Annotated in this window: 16 protein-coding genes and 1 tRNA gene; 4 read left to right on the forward strand and 13 right to left on the reverse strand. The window is 66.3% G+C overall.

What is annotated here, in order from left to right; all coding sequences use genetic code 11:
* Nucleotides 1–128 precede the first annotated feature (128 nt).
* The 3 genes from GK109_RS03620 to GK109_RS03630 are packed head-to-tail and all read left to right on the forward strand — an operon-like array spanning nt 129 to nt 2,403.
* A complete protein-coding gene (locus GK109_RS03620) occupies nt 129–1,637 on the forward strand; it encodes an SDR family oxidoreductase (protein ID WP_157238700.1) in 1,509 nt (502 codons plus the stop codon).
* A gap of 43 nt (nt 1,638–1,680) precedes the next feature.
* Complete coding sequence (locus GK109_RS03625; RefSeq protein WP_104997260.1) at nt 1,681–2,178, forward strand: DUF2505 domain-containing protein; 498 nt, start codon at nt 1,681–1,683, stop codon at nt 2,176–2,178.
* 3 nt (nt 2,179–2,181) lie between these two features.
* Nucleotides 2,182–2,403, forward strand: coding sequence for an SCO4848 family membrane protein (locus GK109_RS03630; protein ID WP_157238701.1), 222 nt, complete (start codon nt 2,182–2,184; stop codon nt 2,401–2,403).
* Nucleotides 2,404–2,486: 83 nt separating this feature from the next.
* Here GK109_RS03630 and sufU read toward each other — a convergent pair whose 3' ends face one another.
* From sufU to GK109_RS03675, 9 genes are all read right to left on the reverse strand, one after another.
* Nucleotides 2,487–2,936, reverse strand: coding sequence for a Fe-S cluster assembly sulfur transfer protein SufU (gene sufU, locus GK109_RS03635; protein WP_157238702.1), 450 nt, complete (start codon nt 2,934–2,936; stop codon nt 2,487–2,489).
* Nucleotides 2,937–2,957: 21 nt separating this feature from the next.
* Complete coding sequence (locus GK109_RS03640; protein WP_157238703.1) at nt 2,958–4,283, reverse strand: SufS family cysteine desulfurase; 1,326 nt, start codon at nt 4,281–4,283, stop codon at nt 2,958–2,960.
* A 484-nt stretch (nt 4,284–4,767) separates the two neighbouring features.
* Nucleotides 4,768–7,305: a LuxR C-terminal-related transcriptional regulator gene (locus GK109_RS03645; RefSeq protein WP_157238704.1), complete on the reverse strand. Its 2,538-nt coding sequence runs from the start codon at nt 7,303–7,305 to the stop codon at nt 4,768–4,770.
* Between the two features lie 106 nt (nt 7,306–7,411).
* A complete protein-coding gene (locus GK109_RS03650; RefSeq protein WP_157238705.1) occupies nt 7,412–10,147 on the reverse strand; it encodes a LuxR family transcriptional regulator in 2,736 nt (911 codons plus the stop codon).
* A 170-nt stretch (nt 10,148–10,317) separates the two neighbouring features.
* Nucleotides 10,318–10,911, reverse strand: a complete 594-nt coding sequence (pth, locus tag GK109_RS03655; RefSeq protein ID WP_157238706.1) for an aminoacyl-tRNA hydrolase — start codon at nt 10,909–10,911, stop codon at nt 10,318–10,320.
* A gap of 109 nt (nt 10,912–11,020) precedes the next feature.
* Nucleotides 11,021–11,641, reverse strand: a complete 621-nt coding sequence (locus GK109_RS03660) for a 50S ribosomal protein L25/general stress protein Ctc (RefSeq protein ID WP_157238707.1) — start codon at nt 11,639–11,641, stop codon at nt 11,021–11,023.
* 286 nt (nt 11,642–11,927) lie between these two features.
* Complete coding sequence (locus tag GK109_RS03665) at nt 11,928–12,908, reverse strand: ribose-phosphate diphosphokinase (protein WP_157238708.1); 981 nt, start codon at nt 12,906–12,908, stop codon at nt 11,928–11,930.
* Nucleotides 12,909–12,910: 2 nt separating this feature from the next.
* Complete coding sequence (gene glmU, locus GK109_RS03670; protein WP_370460376.1) at nt 12,911–14,389, reverse strand: bifunctional UDP-N-acetylglucosamine diphosphorylase/glucosamine-1-phosphate N-acetyltransferase GlmU; 1,479 nt, start codon at nt 14,387–14,389, stop codon at nt 12,911–12,913.
* A 101-nt stretch (nt 14,390–14,490) separates the two neighbouring features.
* A tRNA-Gln gene (locus GK109_RS03675) sits at nt 14,491–14,562 on the reverse strand.
* Between the two features lie 176 nt (nt 14,563–14,738).
* Between GK109_RS03675 and GK109_RS03680 the strand changes: the two genes are divergently transcribed.
* Nucleotides 14,739–15,365, forward strand: coding sequence for a TetR/AcrR family transcriptional regulator (locus GK109_RS03680; RefSeq protein ID WP_370460377.1), 627 nt, complete (start codon nt 14,739–14,741; stop codon nt 15,363–15,365).
* A gap of 108 nt (nt 15,366–15,473) precedes the next feature.
* Here GK109_RS03680 and GK109_RS03685 read toward each other — a convergent pair whose 3' ends face one another.
* The 4 genes from GK109_RS03685 to GK109_RS03700 all read right to left on the reverse strand — a co-directional run bounded on the left by GK109_RS03685 (nt 15,474) and on the right by GK109_RS03700 (nt 20,498).
* The gene (locus tag GK109_RS03685) at nt 15,474–17,303 is read right to left on the reverse strand and encodes an ABC-F family ATP-binding cassette domain-containing protein (RefSeq protein WP_157238709.1); all 1,830 of its coding nucleotides are present in this window, start codon (nt 17,301–17,303) and stop codon (nt 15,474–15,476) included.
* Between the two features lie 37 nt (nt 17,304–17,340).
* Nucleotides 17,341–18,300 carry a 4-(cytidine 5'-diphospho)-2-C-methyl-D-erythritol kinase gene (locus GK109_RS03690; RefSeq protein ID WP_157238710.1) on the reverse strand — a complete coding sequence of 320 codons (960 nt, stop codon included), beginning with the start codon at nt 18,298–18,300 and terminating at the stop codon, nt 17,341–17,343.
* Nucleotides 18,297–19,166, reverse strand: a complete 870-nt coding sequence (rsmA, locus tag GK109_RS03695) for a 16S rRNA (adenine(1518)-N(6)/adenine(1519)-N(6))-dimethyltransferase RsmA (RefSeq protein ID WP_321215753.1) — start codon at nt 19,164–19,166, stop codon at nt 18,297–18,299. The genes GK109_RS03690 and rsmA overlap by 4 nt, the downstream gene beginning before the upstream one ends.
* Nucleotides 19,167–19,328: 162 nt before the next feature.
* Nucleotides 19,329–20,498, reverse strand: coding sequence for a transglycosylase family protein (locus GK109_RS03700; RefSeq protein WP_323056212.1), 1,170 nt, complete (start codon nt 20,496–20,498; stop codon nt 19,329–19,331).
* Between the last annotated feature and the right edge of the window lie 212 nt (nt 20,499–20,710).

Below are 20,710 nucleotides of genomic sequence, written 5' to 3' on the forward strand. Positions count from 1 at the left end.
GCAGCAGCGACAATGCGAGCCGGCCCGGGGATAGGCTGGCAGGGCGGGGCCCGCCGGCAACGGGCCGCACGACAGGCAGTCCAAACAGCAGGCCGCTCCGAATGGCCTGTGGACACTAAGGAGTCAGCATGACCGAACCCGGGAACACCGCCCGCACCTCCAGAACGGTCCTGGTCACCGGGGCTACCGGCTACATCGGCGGCCGGCTGGTGCCCAAGCTCCTTGAGGCCGGCCACAGGGTCAAGGTCCTGGTGCGCTCACCGGACAAGATCGCCGGGGTGCCATGGCGGGACCGGGTGGACGTGGTGGAGAGCAGCCTCGACGACGGCGACGCCCTCCGCCAGGCGCTGGCCGGCGTCGACGTCCTGTATTACCTGGTCCACTCGATGGCAGCAGGTGCGGGCTTTGAAGCGAAAGAGCAGGCGATGGCGCGCACGGCCGCGGACGCCGCAGCCGCCGCGGGCGTTGGCAGGATCGTCTACCTGGGCGGGCTGCACCCCACGGGCGTCGAACTGTCCACCCACATGCGGTCCAGGGAAGCGGTGGGGAAAGTCTTCCTGGATAGCCCCGTGGACGCCATCGTGTTCCAGGCGGGCGTGGTCATCGGCTCCGGCTCGGCGTCCTTCGAGATGATCCGCCACCTCGCCGAGACACTCCCCCTGATGCCCGCGCCCAGCTGGGTCCGGAACCGGATCGAGGCCATCGCCGTGCGCGATGTCCTGTACTACCTGGTCTCCGCCGCATCGCTGGACGGCCCGCTCAACCGCACGTTCGACGTCGGCTGCCGGCAGGTCCTCACCTACGCCGGGATGATGCAGGAGTACGCCGCCGAGGCCGGCCTGCCCTACCGCCCGGTGCTGGCACTGCCCATCCCGGCGCCGAAGCTGGCCGGCATGTGGGTTGCCCTCACCACGCCGATCCCCCTGTCCATGGCAATGCCGCTGGTCCAGTCCCTGCAGCACGATGCCGTGTCCGACGAGCACGACATCGACCAATACATCCCGCAGCCCGACGGCGGCCTGACCGACTATCGCACCGCCGTCGCCCTGGCGCTCGGCAAGGAACGTGACGGGCAGGTGGAAACCACCTGGGCAAACGCCGGAGCTGCTTCCGATCCCCTGCCCAGCGACCCCGAGTGGGCCGGCCACAAGGTGTACATCGATGAGCGGACGTTCCACGGGGACGTGGATCCCGCGAAGGTGTGGACGGTCATCGAGGGGATCGGCGGCCGGAACGGCTGGTACTCCCTGCCGCTGGCATGGCAGGTGCGCGGCTGGCTGGACAAGCTGACCGGGGGCGCCGGGCTCCTGCGCGGCAGGCGGCACCCCCACACCCTTGCGGCCGGCGAGGTGGTGGACTGGTGGCGTGTTGAACGGATTGACCGCGGAAGGCTGCTGAGGCTCCGCGCGGAAATGCGCGCCCCGGGGCGCGCCTGGCTGGAACTCTCCGTGGAGCCGGACGGGAACGGCAGCCGCTACCGGCAGCGGGCCATCTTCTTTCCTAAAGGACTCAGCGGCCGGCTGTACTGGCTGGCCGTCCTTCCGTTCCACAGCCTGATCTTTCCCGCCATGGCCAGGAACATCACCCGGGCCGCCCGTGAGATCGCGGATGCGGAGCACGCGGCCGGGACACCGTAGGATGTTTGGAGCCTAATCCGACCCCCACGTCCCAGGAGGACCCATGGCCTTGAGCGCAACCACCACCCTTCCCCACTCCGTCGACAGCGTCGCAGCTGTGCTGGTGAACGAAGATTTCCAGCGCCACGTCAGCCAGCTGGTGGGCGGCTCGCTGGAGTCATTCACCGTGGACGGAGACGTCGCCGGAGCGTTCAGCGCCACGTCCGTGCGCACCCTTCCCACCACCCGCCTCCCCGAGATCGCGCGGAAGTTCGTGGGTGAGCACCTCAAGGTCACCCAGGTGGAGAACTGGGACGCCCCCGCAGCGGACGGCTCCCGCCAGAGCAACATCTCGCTGAAGATCGCCGGCGCCCCCGTGGACGTCACCGCCGTTCAGCGCCTGGTGGCAGACGCCGGCGGAACCCGCGTGGAGCTTGAGGGCGCCGTGAAATCGTCCGTTCCATTCCTCGGCGGCAAGATCGCGGATGCAGCGGAGCCGATGGTGTCCAAGGCCCTGAACCTCCAGGCCAAGCAGGCGCAGGCCTGGCTGGAAAGCCACTAGTTCATGGAGCTGCCCGTTTTCGCTTCACTGGTCCTGATCATTGCGGGAGTATGGTCCCTGGTGGTCTGGCCGCAGTTCCTGCGCCGGGTCATGAAGGATCCGCGCGCCAGGGACTCCGCCGGGAAGGCCACGAAGTTCCTCACCGTCCACGTGGTGCTGGTGGGCGTCTCCATGGTGCTTGGCGCGGCCACTGCCGTGATCGGCATCTTGGCGCTGGCCGGCTAACAAACTGCATGAGGAAGGCCCTCGTCCCGCTGGGACGAGGGCCTTCCCGGTATTAGGCGGGAACCTGCGCCGGCAGGACCGGGTCAGGCGGCCTGATTCAGCGCATCCTCCGCCGCAACCCAGGAAATCATGGCGCACTTGACCCGCGCCGCGTAGCGGGCCACACCCTCAAACGCCGCGGCATCGCCCAGCAGCGCCGGATCCGCAGGGACCTTCCCCCGGGAGCGCAAAACCTCCCGGAAGCTGTCAATCACTTCATGGAGCTCCGCCACGGTCATGCCCTCCGCCAGTTCGCTGAGCACGGACGCGGAGGCCATGGAGATCGAACAACCCGCCCCGTCCCACGAAACCTGGGCCACTTTCCCGTCAGCGACAGCGAGCCTCAGGGTGACCTCGTCCCCGCACACCGGGTTGAGCTGGTGGGACTGGCCCGTGGAAGCGCCCTCAGGGGCCTCTGTCCCGGCCAGTCCACTGCCGTGCCGGGCCTTTGAGTGGTCCAGGATGATCTGCTGGTACAGCTGGTCAAGGCTCATGGTGTCCTTCGGTCTTCCCCGCTAAGCGCGGAAATAGGCCCGCACGCCGGCTACGGCATCCAGGAATTGGTCGACGTCGTCCGTCGTGTTGTACAGGTATGCGCTGGCCCTGGTGGTGGCAGTAAGGCCCAGCCTGCGGTGCAGGGGCTGCGCGCAGTGGTGGCCGACACGCACGGCGATCCCCCGTGAGTCCAGGAACTGCCCCACGTCATGGGCATGGACACCCTCGACGTCGAAGGCAGCCAGTCCGATGCGTTCCTGGCCCGCGGCGGGGCCCAGGACCCGGATTCCGGAAAGGGACTCAAGCCCGGTGACCATACGCTGGCCGAGCCCGGCTTCCCACTGATGGATCCGGTCCAGCCCGGTTTCCGTCAGGTAGTTGGCCGCAGCCGCCAGGGCCACGGCCTGGGAGATCCGCTGCGTTCCGGCCTCGAAGCGCTGTGGTGCCGGCAGATACTCGGCACGTTCCATCGTGACGGTGGTGATCATGGAGCCGCCGGTCAGGAAGGGCGGCAGGACATCCAGCAGCTCCTGCTTCCCGTACAGCACCCCGATCCCGGTGGGTGCCAGCATTTTGTGGCCGGAGAACACGGCGAAGTCCACGTCAAGGTCCTTGACGTCCAGGGCCAGGTGCGGGGCGGACTGGCAGGCGTCGAGGACCACCAGGGCGCCGGCCGGGCGGGCGAGGGCCACAAGGTCGGCGACGGGGTTGATGGTGCCCAGGACGTTTGACGCGTGGGTGAACGCCAGCACCCGGGTCCGGGCGCCGATGATCTCTGCGGCAGCATCCATGCGGAGGTGGCCGGCGTCGTCGACGGGGATATAGCGCAGGGTGGCACCGGTACGGAAAGCCAGTTCCTGCCATGGGATCAGGTTGGCGTGGTGCTCCATTTCCGTGACCACGATTTCGTCACCCGGGCTCAGTGCGAGCTCCTTGAGCCTGGCGTCGCCCCGGCCCTGGGCGGCCCATAGCCCTGCATTGGACAACGCGTAGCTCAGCAGGTTGAGGCCTTCAGTGGCGTTTGACGTCCAAACGGTCTCCGCGTAATCCGCGCCGATAAAGTCCGCGATGGTCTGCCGGGCATCCTCGAAGGCCTCGGTGGCCTCGACGGCGAGGTGGTGCGCCCCCCGGTGCACGGCCGCGTTGCGCTGTTCGTAGAATTCCTGTTCGGCTTCAATGACGCTCAGCGGGTTCTGTGAGGTGGCGCCGGAGTCGAGGTAGACGAGCGGCCTGCCGTTGACCAGCTGGTTCAGGACGGGAAAGTCGTTCCGGATGCGGAGTACCTCGGCGTCATCCATGGCCGGCAAGGCGCGTTCCAGTGTGGCTGGCGTTGATACTACGGCCAAGACTAACTCCTTGAGATGCCAACGGATGACACTCAATTGTCCCACAGCACGGCTGTGGCGGCCGCCCGGGAAGGGTAGCCGCCACAGCCGCTCCGGGCTTCAGCCCGCGGAATGGAGGGCCGGCGACGGCTGGGGGGAGAGTCTCGGTCTCAGAAGACTCTGACGTCGCCGGCCCCGTCTGGCCCGGTCACGGGGGACCGGAAACTCAAGGAGCCTTGTACTGCTCTCAGCATGCTCTGCGGCTTTGTTTCCGCCGCGTCCTTTGCTTCCTTAAGTAAATACTGCGGCGGCGGGAGGTACACGAGTAGGCAGTACTCGAATTCCGCGAGCCAGTACTACCGGGACCGCCCGGCATATACCCGGGAGGGTGATTTGCGACGGCGGGTGGCCACCACGTCCATCAAGCAGAGGCGGGCAGGCAAAAGCGGCTGCGCCGCCTGGGCACAGCGGGGGCGGGTGTCTTTTCCGGTACCGGCTGCCGGGGCTACTTGGGGAGCGCTGCGTCGAGCTCGTCCCGGCTGCGCACACCGAGTTTCACGTAGGTGCGGTACAGGTGTCCCTCTACCGTACGGACAGAGACCATGAGCCGCTGGGCAATCTCGCGGTCGGTGAGGCCCTGCACGGCAAGCTCGACGATGTCCTGCTCCCGGCGGGTGAGCTGTACGGCCGGGGTGGCGGCAATGAAACGGCCCTCCCGGAACCGCTCGCCCAGTTCGTGGTCGCACTTTTCGCGCTGGGCCACGGCCTGCCTGGAGCGGCGGCGCTCCCCTGACTGCTCCAGCACGGTGCTGGCGCGGGCGTAGGCCTCACGTGCAAGGTTGACGAAACCGGATTCCTCCAGCGAGGCCGCGGTATCCATCAACGCATCCCCGTCAGCGGCTTCCCAGTCCGTGGCCAGTTTCAGCATGGCGGCTGCCCAGCGGCCTTCCACGCCGTGAGCTGCCCTCTGCACCATGGGGATCACGGAGGGGTCACCCAGGTCCCAGCCGAGTCCGAGCAGCTCCAGCAGGGTGCCGGCCCTCGTGGAGGCCTCATGGGTGGTCATCAGCGTGTGCAGCGCAGCCAGGCCCTTGCCGTCCCTGGACAGGTACTCTGACGCGGCGGCAGCGTAGGCGCGGGCAAGGAAATCATGGGCGGGGGCACCTGCCAAGGCATCCTTGTAGTCCTGTTCCAGCCGCTTCCCTTGGGCAGTGTCTCCCAGCCGCGCCGCGACATAGAAGCCCAGCGCAGAGCCGAAGCGGAACAGCTGGAGCGGATCGTTGAGCCGCAACGCTTCCACCGCCGGCAGCAGCAGCTGGTAGGCCCGTTCCATCCGGCCCTGCCGCAGCAGGGAGTAGCCGCGCAGCACCTGCAGGCTGCCATTGAAAGTGGCGGCCGAGGACGTATGCCCTGCGGCGTAGCTTTCGATCTCACGCTCGGCGGAGTGCCATTCCCCCATGGCGAGGTAATCGGCGACCAGCCGCCCCAGGACGAACTCTGGAAAGAAAAACAGCTTCCCTTCCAGGGGCCGCAGTTCCGCGGACGCCACAAGCGCTGCCTCGAGTCCTTCGGCGGCCTTGCCCGCTGCGGCCAGGGCATGTGCCAGGAGCGCCTCCCCGACAGCCCTGACCGGCACCTCTTCTTCGGTGGAGCTGCGGTTCCTGATGTCCGCTACGCGGCCGCGCAATCCTTCCGCATCCATGTCCGCACCGAGCTGGAGCAGCTGCAAGAGCTGTTCCAGCCACCATGCTGCGGGCTCCGCTGTGCCAGCGTGTTGCTCCCCGCCCTCCTCTGCCAGGTCCGCCAGGGGGCGTCCCGTTGCCTGATGGGCCGCCGCCCTCAGCAGCAGGACGGACGGACCCTCGGGGTGGCCTGCCAGCTGGAGCCAACAGGCGTCGAGCAGGGCCGCAGCGTCCGCATACGAGCCCTCGTTGTACAGGGCGCGCGCTCGGACGGCATGGGCAAGGGGAAGGAACTCGGGGTCCTGGACCTTGGCAGCGATGGCGCGGGCGCTGTGGTTCCGAAAGCGGGTCAGTGCCTCGCGTGCGGCGTCCAGCATCTCGGCGTCGGGTACGCGCAGGCCGCACTCAAGGGACCACTCCACGGACCGCAGCCGGCCTTCTCCCCGCAGGGTGGCGGGATCCTTGTGTTCCCGGATCTTTTCCAGGAGCTGCAGGCTGCGGGAGACCGAAATGGTGTTTCTGATGGCCTCCGCGAACAGGCTGTTCCAGACGGTCAGTTCAGCGGGGACGCCTGAATTCTCGACCACCATCTGCTGATCCAGCAGGGAGCGGACCACCGGCGCGCCGCAAATGTCTTCGATGACCTTCCGGCCCACCGGCCCGGCAAGGGCAATGAATTTCAGGGCCTCCTGTTCCTCCGGCCGGCGGCGGAGGTGATCCTTGGTAACAACTCCCGTGAGCCGGACGCCATCCGTGGGCAAAGACCCCAGCAGGACCCAAATTCCGTTCCGCTTGGCCAGTATTCCGGCCTCTGCGGCGTCGTGGAGCAGGGCGTCCAGGAGCCGGGGGTTGCCCCCGGAGGCGCTCCAGACGGCGTCCACGGTGGCATCCGGCACTGTCCCGTCAAGAACGTGGGCCAGGACTTCCTCGATCTGGTCGCGGTTCAGCGGGCGCAGGTCCACGCGTTCGGCCAGGCCGTCGTACCAGAGCTGGTCCAGTGGCTGCGGAAGGCCCGGCCGCGGCCTGGCAGCCGCAACCACTGTTGCCCATCCGGCCGAGATCAGGTCCGCAATCACACCGGCCGAAGCCTCGTCCAGGTAATGCGCATCATCAATGAGGAGCAGGACAGGGGCTCCGCTTCCTGCCTTCAGCTTTTCGAAGTAGCTCCACATGGACCGCAGGACGGCAACCGGAGAGACAGACTCCTCGGCAGTCAACTCGCCGGTGTAGGGAGTGAGGACGCCGAACGGCACGGCAGCCAGGGCGGAACTGCCGTGCAGCTGCAGAACATTCAGGTCCCCGCCAAGGCGTTCCGCGATCCCCTCCGTCAGGGACGATTTTCCAATACCCGGCCCTGCCATGACAAAAACCGCCTGGCTCGCATGGTTCCGGACAATATTGCAGATCCGTTCAAGCGGCTCCCGGCGGCCGGTGAGGAGCCGGTGCGCTGTGGCAGGCTTATGGCCGTTAGACGAGTCCAGTCAGATCACCCCTGGAGGTTACGCCGAGCTTCGTGAAGACCTGGTACAAGTGGCCTTCCACGGTACGGACCGACACGCCCATCTCCAGGGCGATATCGCGGTTGGAGGAACCCCGGCCCGCCAGCCGGGCAATCTGGCGTTCCCTGCTGGTCAGCAGCGGGCTTCCGCTGCTTGGGACGATGGGAAGGTTCGACACGGTGGCGGCGAGGATGTCCAGCCGGGCCTGCGCGGTCCGCGCGGTGAGTGAATCGCCGTCCTGTCGTGCGAAGTCCACAGCGAGGGCCATGCACCGCGCCTCCACGGCATCCAGTTCGAGGGTGGCGGCCAATTCACCACCGGCAAGGAGGGTCCTGGCGTCCTTCGTCCTGCTTCCCACGGCGATCAGCCGGGAAACTTCGGCAAGCGGGCCCTGGCGGTGGCCCGCAATCTCCTCAAGCAGGCGGAAGTCCGCATCGCTGCCGTTGATGGTTGCAGCGAGCAGGTTGATCCCGGCCAGGGTGAAGCGCCCGGCCTCCATTTCCTGCCGGGCGCACCGCTTGAGGCCGGTCACGGCGTCGGGATCGCCCAGCCAGCGGCCCGCGACGAGCGAGCAGAACTCAACGATGCTGTCGGTGATGAAGCTGGACTTTCCGGATGTCCTTTGCAGTTTCGCCAAGTACTTTCGCGCCTGGGCTACGTTGCCGGTCTGGGCGTGGGCCAGTGCAATGGCCGCGTACGCGCAGCGCAGGGCGGCCTGGACCGGCTGCAGCTCCAGCTGCGCCGCGGCGGAGATCAGGGGGTCAAGGGCCGCCATGCCCCGGCCCGAATAGACATAGGCAATGCCGGCTGCCAGTTCGGTTGCTGCACTGCGGAAGGGAAGGCTGTGCGGCTCCTCGGTGGCCTGCGGACCCAGGAGGTCAATGCACCGCCGCCATTGCCCCGCCGTCAGTAATACCAGGTAGGCCTCCCTGGTATAACGTTCCCGCAGACCAACAATGTGGGAGGCATCGCTGATTTGGCCGCCCAACTGGCGCATGAGGCTGAGCGCATCCATCTCGCGTCCGGTCATGGCCAATGCGGTCATCAGCAGGATGGCCGAATCCATGCGGTAGCCGGTATCCGGGTTCAGCGCAGGGTCCGCAGCCCTTTCGAGGTCCGGGATGATGGCGGCGTAATCACCCACGAAAGCGCGATACTCGAACCCGCTCAAGGCCACCCGGTTCGCTGCGGCGGCCGCAGGCTCCGGCCACCCAGTAAAGTTCGGGGCCGACTCCAGCCTTTGCCGGGCTTCACTGAGCAGGTCCGGCACCTTGCCTGCCGCCTCCGGGAGCCGCATCATGACCTGCGACTTGGCGGCTATGACGTCCGCATACTCCTCGACGTCAAGGCTTTCGAGTTCCGGCTGCGAAATGTCATCAAGTGCGGCCATGGCCTGGACCGGCATGTCCAGCTGAAGGTACGCGGCGGCTTTCTGCCGCTGGCCGGCCGTCCACTCCCGGTCCGTCCGCTGAAGCATTTCGGCGTACGTCAGCGCAAACCGCGGATCGAAGAGCTGGACTGCCGCTTCCGCGGCAGCCAACGCCAGGGCGGGACTCAGGTCCGCCTCGCATTCATGCGTCCACGCCGCGAAAGCCATCAGCTCCTCGACGGTCATGGCGGCAGGATCAGGTTCCGCACCGGCCAAAAGCACGCTGCGCAGTTCCCTGCGCCGGGCAATGCTCAGCCAGGTGCGCACCACGTCACCAATGTACTTTTCACGCAACGAAACCCAGCGATGGTCGGACTGGTCGATCTCCAGCAGGCCGCCGTCTTCCATGTCGGCCACCACTTCGGCACGGTAGATGGCCGTCAGCCTCGACAGCTCAACCCTGCGGGCGCAGGAAAGCATCTCGATGACTTCCCGGGTTTCGGGCGTTTCCCTGGACCATCTGGAGCGAACGATGTCGTCCAGGCTGGCCGCGCCGTCGAGCACCACTTTGTCCCGCAGGGTCCAGACTGAATCGGAGAGCACCAGGTTTCCGGACAGCTGCTGTTCGGTGACGAGCGCCTTCAGGAGCAGCGGGTTGCCGCCCACCATGTGGTGATAGGTGCTGACCAGGGAGGCCGAAACGCGGTGCCCCAGCAGGGACAACAGGACCTGGCGGGTCTGCAGTTCGTTGAGGTTGTTCAGCCGGACTTCGGTCAGCCGGTGGTCCGTGAGCAGCCAGTGGAAATCGGCAGGAAGATCGCTGATTTTCGGGGCCACAGCAATGATTTTGGCGGTGCCGGTCAGCAGGACGTTGAGCAGCACTCCGGCGCTCATGTCGTCAATGCTGCCGGAGGTGTCAAGGGTGATGATGCAGGGACGTCCTGCGGCGTCACTGCGGATCAGGGAAGTAATGCCGCGGAGGATTGCCGTGGGCGAGCCCATGTACGCCTGCGGAAGCCTGGCCAGGAGAAAGGAGAGGCAACCATAGGGCGTTGCGGAGCCGGCGGGTCCGCTGCGGAGCTGCAGTGACCAGATGTCGGGGCCGAGGTCCATCACGGCAGCGCGGGCCAGTGAAGACTTTCCCACGCCGCGGCCGCCGGTGATCACCACCCCAAGGGAGTCTGCGCCGGTCAGGGCGGTGCGGACCGACTCAAGGTTTGCGCCGCGTGCAGGGGCAGACCAAAGCTGACCCTCCCGCCTCTCGGAGGTGTCTGTGTTCAGCCCGACGTGGTGAGGTGTTGACCCACGTCCCCAGCTAAGTGGCTCGATTGACATGAACTTTTCCCCTACATCCCGCGATAGCGGGATGTAGCCCCATCGCTCCCCCGCATAGGTAGAAGACTACCCCGCACCAGAGACAAGGAGACAGGGCCAAAGGCACTTAAGTTTTCAAAGTTACCGGAGATTTCAAGTTGCTGGAGTAATTGACTGACCGGAGTTCTTGGTTACTGGCGTTCGGACTTCGCTGGATGGAACTTCTGCTGCGCCGCCGTGAGGCCGTCGCGCAGCAGCGCTTCAACCGCATCAGCAGCATCGTCCAGGAGGAAGGGCAGTTCCTTCAGCTCGGCGGAGCCGAAGTCGCGCAGCACGTAATCGGCGGTCTCCATGCGTCCCGGCGGCCGGCCCACCCCCACCCTGACGCGGAGATAGTCCTTGGTGGCCAAGGCCCTGGAGATGTCCCGCAGCCCGTTATGGCCGCCTTCTCCCCCGCCGATCTTGAGCTTGACCGTATTAAAGGGAATGTCGATCTCGTCGTGGACCGCCACCACATGGTCCGGGGCAATGCCGTAGAAGTTCGCCAGCGCCGCAACGGGCCCCCCGGAAACGTTCATGTAGCTCATCGGCTTTGCCAGCACGACGCGGGGTCCGCCGATGCCGAGGCGGCCTTCGAGGACCTGGGCGCGGGCCTTGTGGCTTTTGAAGCCGGCACCTATGCGGCCTGCCAGCTCGTCAAGCACCATCTGGCCGACATTGTGCCGGTTGCCCTGGTACTGGGCGCCGGGGTTTCCAAGGCCGACAATCAGCCAGCTATCAGTCATGAGTCAATCCTAGGGTGGGTGGCCCGCCGGCCTGGTGCCGCAACGGGCAGTAGACATGCCAATGGCCGGACCCCGCGGGAGTCCGGCCATTGGCAGGGAATGCGGCTGATTACTCGGCTGCGGCTTCCTCGGTGGCCGCGGAAGCGGCCTCGGAGGCAGCTTCGGCCTCTTCGCCTGCTTCTTCCTCTGCGACCTCAACGGCCTCGGAGATGTTCACCACGAGGGCCTCGGGGTCGGTCAGCAGGACCGAGCCCTTGGGCAGGACCAGATCGGAAGCGTGGATGTGCTCACCGGCGCCACGGCCTTCGATGCTCACCTCAACGGCCTCGGGCAGGTGGGTGGCCTCGGCCTCGAGGGACACCACAGTCAGTTCCAGGTTGTGCACGGTGCCGGGGGCGGTTTCGCCGGCAACATGGACGGGAACGTCAACGGTGACCTTTTCGCCCTTGCGGACGGTGAGGAGGTCGATGTGCTCGATGATCTGCTTGATGGGGTCGCGCTGGACGTCCTTCACCAGGGCCAGGTGGCCCTCGCCGTTGATGTCCAGGGACAGCAGGGCGTTGGGGGTGCGGACAGCCAGGGTGGTGGCCTTGGCCGGAAGCGTGACGTGGATGGGCTCTGCGCCGTGACCGTAAATGACGGCGGGGATGAGGTTGGCCATCCGGGCGCGGCGGGCGTAGCCCTTGCCGAATTCGGTGCGCAGTTCTGCTGCGAGCTTCTGCTCAGACATGGAAATCTCCTTGAATCCTAAACGGTGTTCAGCAAGGGCGGAGGTCTGTTGCGACCTTCAACGCCGGGCGGCCGGAGCCGGCCCATCCTAGAAGGGAGATTCAGACCCAGTCGATAACGGAGACCTGCAACGGCTTCCCGCATATGCGGTTACCGGTGCTCTCCCTCGCCAAGGTATCGCTGAACAGCTTACCAGCGCCGGGCCCGTTTACTGAAAACGGTCCCCGCCAGCTCCCCAGGCTCGCCCAGGGAACCCTGCCGGCGTGGGCCCATTGCAGCCGACGCCGTCAGGCGTTGCCGTCGAAAAGGCTGGTGACCGAACCGTCGTCGAAGACTTCACGGACGGCGCGCGCGATCAGCGGGGCGATGGAAAGCACCGTCAGCTGGGGGAACCGCTGGGATGCAGTGAGCGGCAGGGTGTTGGTGACAACCACTTCACGGGCGCCGGACTCGGAGAGGCGCTTGGCGGCGGGATCGGAGAAGACCGCGTGGGTGGCCGCGATGATGACATCCTTGGCACCGGCGTTCTTCAGCACCTGCACGGCGCCGGAGATGGTTCCGCCGGTGTCGATCATGTCGTCGATCAGGACGCAGGTGCGCCCCTCGATCTGGCCCACCACGGTCTTGGACACGGCCTGGTTCGGCACAGTCAGGTCCCGGCTCTTGTGCACAAAGGCGAGCGGCGCGCCGCCCAGGCGCTCGGCCCACTGCTCCGCGACCCGGACGCGTCCGGTGTCCGGGGAAACGACGGTAACGTTTTCGGCGGCCACCCGCGTGCGGATGTAGTCAGCGAGCAGCGGAATGGCCATGAGGTGGTCCACCGGGCCGTCGAAGAAGCCCTGGATCTGCGAGGTATGCAGGTCCACGCTCATGATGCGGTCCGCGCCGGCGGTCTTGTACAGGTCCGCCACAAGGCGGGCGGAGATGGGCTCCCGGCCCCGGCCCTTCTTGTCCTGGCGGGCGTAGGGGTAGAACGGGGACACCACCGTGATGCGCTTGGCGGAGGCACGCTTCAGCGAATCGATCATGATCAGCTGTTCCATCAGCCAGTTGTTCAGCGGGAAGGGGTGGGCCTGGATGACAAAAGCATCCGTGCCGCGGACGCTTTCACCGGCGCGGACATAGATCTCGCCGTTGGCGAAGTCATAGGCGTCCACCGGCAGCAGGTCGGTACCGAGCTCCTTGGCGATCTCCTTGGCCAGCTCCGGGTGGGCCCGGCCGGTTGCGAGCACCAGCTTCTTCTCGCCGCGCGCCGTAATTTCGCTCATGGTTACTTGCCCTCTTCTGTAGATGCCGGGGTACTTGAGGAATCTGTGGTGGCCGCCTGGGCCAGTTCAGCGGAGCGGGTTCCCGGGCGGTTGGCCGCGACCCATCCCTCGGCATTGCGTTGGGCAGCAACGGTCACGGCAAGCGCTCCCGCCGGCACGTCTTTTCTGATCACGGCGCCGGCACCGCTGTAGGCGCCGTCGCCCACGGTGACCGGAGCAACGAACACCGTGTTGGAGCCTGTCCGGACGCCCGAGCCGATGACCGTGCGGTGCTTCTTCTCGCCGTCGTAATTCGCCGTGATGTTTCCGCAGCCGATGTTGGTGTCCTCGCCGATTTCGGCGTCCCCGGCATATCCGAGGTGTGACAGCTTGGACCCGCGCCCGATAGTCACGTTCTTGGTTTCGTAGAACGCGCCGATCTTTCCGGTGTCCCCCAGGACAGTGCCCGGACGCAGGTAGGTGAAGGGGCCGACGGCGGCGCCCGCGCCGATGACGGCGCCGGAACCGTGGGTTCGGGTTACCTTTGCGCCCTCGCCGATGGTGACATCCGTCAGGGTGGTGTCGGGGCCGACGACGGCGTCCCTCGCCACGGTGGTGGCGCCGTGGAGTTGGGTGTTGGGAAGGATCCGGACGTCCTCGTCCAGGGTTACGGACGAATCGATCCAGGTGGTGGCGGGGTCCACTACGGTGACGCCGGCGCGCATCCAGGCCTCCACGATGCGGCGGTTCAGCTCTGCGCCGAGGGCGGAGAGCTGGACGCGGTCATTGGCGCCTTCCACCTGCCAGCGGTCGGCAGTAACGACGGCGGCGACGCGGCCGCCTGCCTTCCGGGCGAGTCCGAGCACATCAGTGAGGTATTTTTCGCCCTGCGAGTTGTCGGTGGTGACGTGGGTGAGTGCGTCCCGGAGGACGGCTGCGTCAAAGGCGTAGATGCCGGAGTTGACCTCACGGATCAGGCGTTCGGCGTCCGATGCGTCCTTGTGTTCGCGGATGCCGGTCACGCTGCCGTCCTCGCCGCGAAGGATCCGGCCGTATCCCGTGGCATCGTCAAGATCGGCGGTCAGCACGGTGACGGCATTGGCTTCACGCTCGTGCGTGGCCACAAGCTCGGCCAGCAGTTGTCCGGACAACAGCGGCACGTCGCCGTAGGTCACCACCACGGTGCCGGTAAGGTCCTGTTCTGCGTCCAGGGCCTGCAGGGCCACTTCCACAGCACGGCCGGTGCCGGGGATGTCGTCCTGGTCCACGATCAGGGCAGCAGGGTCCAGCTCCGCGACGTGGCGTGCCACCAGGTCGCGTTCGTGGCGGACCACGATGGCCAGCTGCCGGGGGCTGATGCTGCGGGCGGCCAGCAGTGCGTGGCCCACCATGGACCTGCCGCCGATTTCATGCAGGATCTTGGGGGTACGCGACTTCATCCGCGTACCGGCGCCTGCCGCCAGGACGATTACTGCGGCCGGGCCGGTATTCTCGGGGATCACGTACGGGCTCTCCTTGCTTGGTTACGCTGGCGCTTACGGTGTCCCGGCGAAATTGCGGGCGGCACCGTATGTCATCCTACTGAACGCTCCTCGCACAGCAGTTCCGCCCATAGGATTCGAACCTATACTCCACGGCTCCAAAGGCCGGGGTGCTGCCATTACACCAGAGCGGACCATGCCTTGGCGCGCGGCCGGGCACAAGTAGTTATTTTGCCACGGGTTCGGGGCGCCGCGCGACATGGGCCCTTCATCCCCTGCCCTTCCCCCGTTCCTGTCCCGCCCCGCCCGCTTTCCCGGCCCGTCCGGAGCGCCGCAAATCCGCCGGGAACGCGTAGTGCATGATGGAACGGTGAGCACCAACCCCCCGCGGAGACGGATGACCGGGCTTCAGCGGCGGAGCCAGCTGATCGACGTCGGACGCGGCCTCTTCGCCGTCCGCGGGCTCGACGGCACCACCATCGAGGAAATTGCTGCCTGCGCCGGAGTCTCCAAGCCGGTCATCTACGAACACTTCGGCTCCAAGGAAGGCCTGTACACCCAGGTGGTAGAGCACGAGTTTCGGCTCCTCCTGGACTCCATCAACGGCGCACTCACCGAGGAAGCCAAGCCGCGCGTCCTGGTGGAACGTGCCGCCCTGGCCTTACTCACCTACATCGAGGACCGCACCGAAGGTTTCCGGATCCTGATGCGGGACGCTCCGCCGTCCCAGCCGGAAGGCGCCTTTTCCACACTGCTCTCGCACGTGACCGCCAGGGTGGAACACATCCTCTCCGACGAGTTCGACCGGCGCGGCTTCAGCGCCCGGGACGGCGCCATGTACGCCCAAATGCTCGTAGGCATGGTGGCAATGACCGGCCAATGGTGGCAGGACTCCCGCCAGCCCGACAAGCACACGGTGGCCGCACACCTCGTCAACCTCGCCTGGAACGGCCTGACCGGCCTCAAAAAGGACCCGGAACTGCAGTCTGAACTCTAGGCCTCGCCGTGGTTCCGTCCGCGGCGAAGGGGGTCATCCTCTGCATGCTGGCTCGTTCCTCGCCTCTGACGCATGCTGCCGGATAACCCCCTTCCCCGCTTGTGGGGGTCAATCGCCCAGGAGTTCCGAGGACTCAAGCCATTCGAGTTCCAGGGCGTCCTTTTCGTCGGCCAGGTCCTTGAGCTGCTTGTTCTGTTCTGCCAGGGCGTCGAAGTCGGACTTCTCCGTGCTCTTGACCATGTCGTCGTGAAGCTTCTTTTCCTGCTGGTCGAGCTTCTTGATCTGCCGTTCGATCCTGTTGAGGGCCTTCCGGGCGTCGCGCTTCTCTGCTTCCGAGGCGCCTGACGGGGCTGAGGCGGCGGTGCTGCTGCCGGCGCTGGTGACGGGGTTCCCGCCGCCGGTGACCGTGGAGCCTGCCAGGGCGGACTCACGCAGCTCGAGGTACTGGTCCACGCCGCCGGGCAGGCCGCGGAGCTTGCCGTCGCCGAGGAGTGCCATCTGATGGTCGGTGACCCTTTCCAGCAGGTAGCGGTCGTGGCTGACCACCACCAGGGTTCCGGGCCAGCCATCCAGGACATCTTCGACGGCCGCAAGGGTATCGGTGTCGAGGTCGTTGGTGGGCTCATCCAGCATCAGCACGTTGGGTTCGCCGACAAGCAGGCGAAGAAGCTGGAGCCGGCGGCGTTCGCCACCGGACAGGTCCTTGACCGGGGTCCACTGCTTCTCGTTGGTGAAACCCAGCTGCTCCACCAACTGGCCGGCACTGAATTCCTTGCCGCCCACGTTGAAGGACCGCTTTTCCCGCTCAATCACCTCGATGACGCGCAGGTCCTTGACGTCGTCGAGTTCCTTGACCTCCTGGGTCAGGACAGCGGTGACCACGGTCTTGCCCCGCTTGACCTTTCCGGCGTCGGGAAGGATCTCTCCATTGAGAAGCTTCAGGAGCGTGGTCTTGCCGGCGCCGTTGACGCCCACCAGTCCCAGGCGTTCGCCGGGGGCAAGACGCAGGGTGATGTTGTCGAAGAGCTTCCGCCCGTCATCGCTGCCCTGGAAGTTGAGGGAGACGTTCTCCAGGTCCAGCACGTCCTTGCCCTGGCGGGCGGTTGCCATCTTGCTGAGGGCCATGGAGTCCCGCGGCTCAGGCACATCTGCGATGAGGGCGTTGGCGGCCTCAATCCTGAACTTGGGCTTTGCCGTCCGCGCGGGTGCCCCGCGGCGGAGCCAGGCGAGTTCCTTCTTGACCAGCTGCTGGCGCTTGCCCTCAACGACGGACGCCATCCGGTCCCGCTCGGCACGGGCCAGCACGTAGGCGGCATAACCGCCTTCAAAGGGGTCAACGATCCCGTCGTGGACTTCCCAGGTCTTGTTGCAGACCTCATCGAGGAACCACCGGTCGTGGGTCACCACCAGGAAAGCACCCTGGTTGGGCCGCCAGCGCGTCCTCAGGTGGCGCGACAGCCAGGCCACACCCTCCACGTCGAGGTGGTTGGTGGGCTCGTCCAGCATGATGACGTCGTGGTCCTCGATCAGCAGTTTGGCAAGCGCCACGCGCCGCTTCTGGCCGCCGGAGAGTGCATGGACGTTGGCGTGCCAATCGACGTCGGACACCAGCCCGCCCATGACTTCGCGGATCTGGGGATTGCGGGCCCACTCGTAGTCCGCCTGGTCCCCCACGATCGCGGCACCCACTGTCAGGTCGCCGTCGAGCACGTCGCTTTGGTCCAGGTATCCCACGTTGACGTCACCGCGCTTGGTGACCCTGCCCGAATCCGGCGTGGAGCGCAAGGCAAGCAGCCGCATCAGGGTGGATTTGCCGTCGCCGTTGCGCCCCACCATGCCGATCCTGTCACCCTCCTCAAGCCCCAGGGTTACCCCGTCCAGGACGGTACGGGTCGCGTAGGAGACCGTCAGGTTCTCGCCGCCAAGAAGGTGTGCCAAAGGAACTGCTTTCTGCTTCAGGTAAAAAACTGGAGGTTTAGAGGAGGGTGTCGGAAATGATGCGCGCCCCCGGAACCGGGCCATGGACTGCGAGGGCTGTCAAGCCGTAGTGCCGCAGATCCGCGGCCAGGCCTTCAGCGGCCACCGAATCATCAGTCAGCAGGGCCACCGTGGGCCCCGATCCGGAGACGATGCCCGCAATTGCTCCGTGCGATTCTCCGATACCCAGCGTATCGCGCAGGGCGGGCGCCAGTTCAATGGATGCCCGCTGGAGGTCGTTGACCAGGACACGGCTCAGCGCTTCGGCGTCACCGCTGCGCAACGCTGTCAGGATCTTCGGGTCCACCCCGGTGGGTTCTGCGGCGTTGGCGCCGGCCGCTTCGCGGAGGCGGTCAAGGGTGCGGTACACCTCGGGAGTGGGAAGCCCGTAGTCCGCGGTGACCAGTACCCAGTGGGTCTGTGCCTTAGCCAGCGCCGGCGAAAGTTCGTCGCCCACGCCCAGGCCAACCGCCGTGCCGCCAAGGAGGGAAAAGGGGACGTCGGCCCCCAGTTCGGCAGCGAGGTGCGCCAGCTCTTCCCGCGACAGGCCACTGTTCCAGAGCGCGTCGCAGGCCAGCAGGGTTGCGGCAGCATCTGCCGATCCGCCGCCCATGCCTCCTGCCACCGGCACGCGCTTGGTAATTTCCAGATGTACCCCGGTGGAGTGCTCGGAGACGTCGGCCATAATCGCCGCGGCCTTGTGGGCCAGGTTGTTTCCGTCGAGCGGGATGTCCGCGGCGTCAAGATCGACCGTGCTGGCCGGGCTGAGGCTGATGGTGATCCCGGGCGTCTCCGTGCTGGTGGCAGCCACTTCCTCGTAGAGGGATACGGCCAGGTACACGCTGGCAACGGAGTGGTAGCCATCCGGTCGCAGCGGCCCCACCTCCAGCGAAACGTTCACCTTGCCGGGGGCTTTGACGCGGACTGTCCTGGCGGTGAACCGTCCCGGGGCGCTCATGCCAGCGCCTGCTTGGCTTCCGCGATTTTCGCGAAGGCTTCGATGCCGATGACCTCGCCCCTGGCGGTGGGGTCGACGCCGGCGGCAACGAGGCAGCGCTCCGCTTCCGGCGCCCCGCCGGCCCAACCGGCCAAAGCGGCCCTCAGGGTCTTGCGCCGCTGGGCGAAGGCGGCGTCCACCACGGCGAAGACCTGTTCCCTGGTGGCTGTGGTGACCGGAGGCTCGCGCCGGGTAAAGGCCACCAGCCCCGAATGGATCTTGGGCGCCGGCCAGAAAACGTTCATGCCGATCACCCCCGCTTTGCGCATCTGGCTGTACCAGGCCGCCTTTACCGACGGCACGCCGTAGGTCTTGGAACCCGGCCCAGCGGCCAGCCGGTCCGCCACCTCATCCTGGACCATCACCAGTCCGTGCTGGAGGCTGGGGAAGTGCTGAAGGAGGTGCAGCACCACGGGAACGGCGACGTTGTAGGGCAAATTGGCCACCAGTGCCGTGGGCTGCACCGGCAGCTCCGTGACCTTCATGGCATCGGCATGCACCAGGTGGAAGGCTCCCGCGGCGGCCGGCCGCCATTCCCTGACGGTTTCCGGCAGTTTGGCAGCCAGCACCGGGTCAATTTCCACCGCCACTACCGACGCCGCAGCATCGAGGAGTCCGAGGGTCAGGGATCCCAGCCCCGGCCCCACTTCCAGCACTGTCTCTTCCGGGCCAACATCCGCGGCGGCCACAATCCTGCGGATGGTGTTGCCGTCGATGACAAAGTTCTGGCCGAGGGTCTTGGTGGGGCGGACACCGATCTCCTCCGCGAGCCGGCGTATGTCGGATGCACCAAACAATGGTGCGGGCGCGGGGATTGGTTCAGTCACCTAGGTATCCTATCCCGCGCGGTACGGGCGCCCCACCGGAAAAAGAGGAGGGGGAAACAGGCGGGGAACCCGCCGGGAAAGACTGCCCGGTTAAACGGCTGCGGCCGGCCCCGGGTATCCGGGACCGGCCGCAGTGCCCGCATGGGCAGGCAATCCGGGAGGTCAGCTGGTGGCAGCCCAACCGCAGCCCCACGGCTGCAGGCCGCGCTGTGCGTAAACGCGGTTGGCAATGTCGATCTGCTGGGCCTTGGTGGCAAGGCTGGCGTTGGGGGCGTACGCGCCGCCGCCGGCGCCGATCCAGGTCCGGATATCGAACTGAAGGCCGCCGTAGTAACCGTTGCCGGAGTTGATGCTCCAGTTTCCACCGGACTCGCACTGGGCAATCTTGTCCCACATGGCTTCGTTCATCATTGCCGGAGCAGCGGCCCCGGTGTTGGCGCCTGCAGATGCCGAGGTGGCAGCCTGCGCAACGGGCTTGGGCTTGGTGCCCACGGTGACCTTCTCAGGTACGGGCTGGACCGCAACAGTCTCCGACACAAGGGTCCGCGACGCTTCGCGGCCGTCCACCAGTACCAGCTTGAAGGTCTTCTCCAGCTTGCCTGCGACGCCTTCCTGGGTGACTTCTTTTTCACCCTTCAGCAGTTCGGCGCTCTCACTGGTGACAATCTCGAAGGGGACGTCCTCTGTGGCGACCGCAGTCTGGCCGGTGTCGACGCGCGAGACCTTGATGACCATGTTGTTCACCACGTGCGCGTTGGCCGGCTGCGACGTGCGGTCGTTGGCACCAAGGGCCAGGCCGGCGTCTTCGAGGACCTTGCCGACGGTGGCCGCCGTGGTGGTTGCGGTGTCCACCTTGCCGTCGGCAACAATGCTGACGGACTTCGGTGTGGAGATGGAAACGTAGGATCCGGCAACTGAAAGCTGGGCATCCTTGGGCGCGGAAACCGAGGACGCGCTCGCGACGCCGAGTTCAGTAACCAGCCCCGCGACGTCCTGCGCGGTAGTGTTCACCGTCTTCTCGGCACCGTCGAGGCTCACCTTGACCTCTTTGGCCTTGTTGACGTTGATGACCGTGCCGTTCTGGACCGACGCATCAACGGACGGTGACACGCGGTCTGCAGGGTTGAGTTCCAGGTTGGCGCTCTTGACCACCTGGCCAACAGTTCCGCCGAACGTCTGCACGGACGAGACCTTGCCGTCAACATTGAGTGTGATGGTCTTGTTATTGCCGACGAAGGCTACGAGGCCCACCACGAGTGCGCAGAGCACCAGCAGTTGCGCGCCAACCTTGACAAAGCTGAACTTGCCGTCCGACGTAAAGAACTTGATCACGATTGCCCGTAACTTTAGGTCCATCCGGGCACGGGGAATCGCGCAATAAAATGCCCGGTACGGCCACAAGGGGCAGTCCGGGCACCGTTGCGCCGCCTAAACTCCGCTCAATCGGCAGGCCGGGGCAACGCCCGAGAGCCTGCTGCAGAAAGAAGTGAATTACCCGCTGGCCTTCCCCGACCCCGGCTAATATCTGTCCACTGTAACCGTAG

The organism is Pseudarthrobacter sp. GA104, from assembly GCF_009741265.1.
In the GTDB taxonomy this organism is placed as follows: domain Bacteria; phylum Actinomycetota; class Actinomycetes; order Actinomycetales; family Micrococcaceae; genus Arthrobacter.

Excerpts from the sequence above, each read along its gene's own strand:
- GK109_RS03620 (WP_157238700.1), top strand. The coding sequence starts at position 129 with ATGACCGAACCCGGGAACACCGCCCGCACCTCCAGAACGGTCCTGGTC.
- GK109_RS03625 (WP_104997260.1), top strand. The coding sequence starts at position 1,681 with ATGGCCTTGAGCGCAACCACCACCCTTCCCCACTCCGTCGACAGCGTC.
- GK109_RS03630 (WP_157238701.1), top strand. The coding sequence starts at position 2,182 with ATGGAGCTGCCCGTTTTCGCTTCACTGGTCCTGATCATTGCGGGAGTA.
- sufU (WP_157238702.1), bottom strand. The coding sequence starts at position 2,936 with ATGAGCCTTGACCAGCTGTACCAGCAGATCATCCTGGACCACTCAAAG.
- GK109_RS03645 (WP_157238704.1), bottom strand. The coding sequence starts at position 7,305 with ATGGCAGGGCCGGGTATTGGAAAATCGTCCCTGACGGAGGGGATCGCG.
- GK109_RS03650 (WP_157238705.1), bottom strand. The coding sequence starts at position 10,147 with ATGTCAATCGAGCCACTTAGCTGGGGACGTGGGTCAACACCTCACCAC.
- pth (WP_157238706.1), bottom strand. The coding sequence starts at position 10,911 with ATGACTGATAGCTGGCTGATTGTCGGCCTTGGAAACCCCGGCGCCCAG.
- GK109_RS03660 (WP_157238707.1), bottom strand. The coding sequence starts at position 11,641 with ATGTCTGAGCAGAAGCTCGCAGCAGAACTGCGCACCGAATTCGGCAAG.
- GK109_RS03665 (WP_157238708.1), bottom strand. The coding sequence starts at position 12,908 with ATGAGCGAAATTACGGCGCGCGGCGAGAAGAAGCTGGTGCTCGCAACC.
- GK109_RS03690 (WP_157238710.1), bottom strand. The coding sequence starts at position 18,300 with ATGAGCGCCCCGGGACGGTTCACCGCCAGGACAGTCCGCGTCAAAGCC.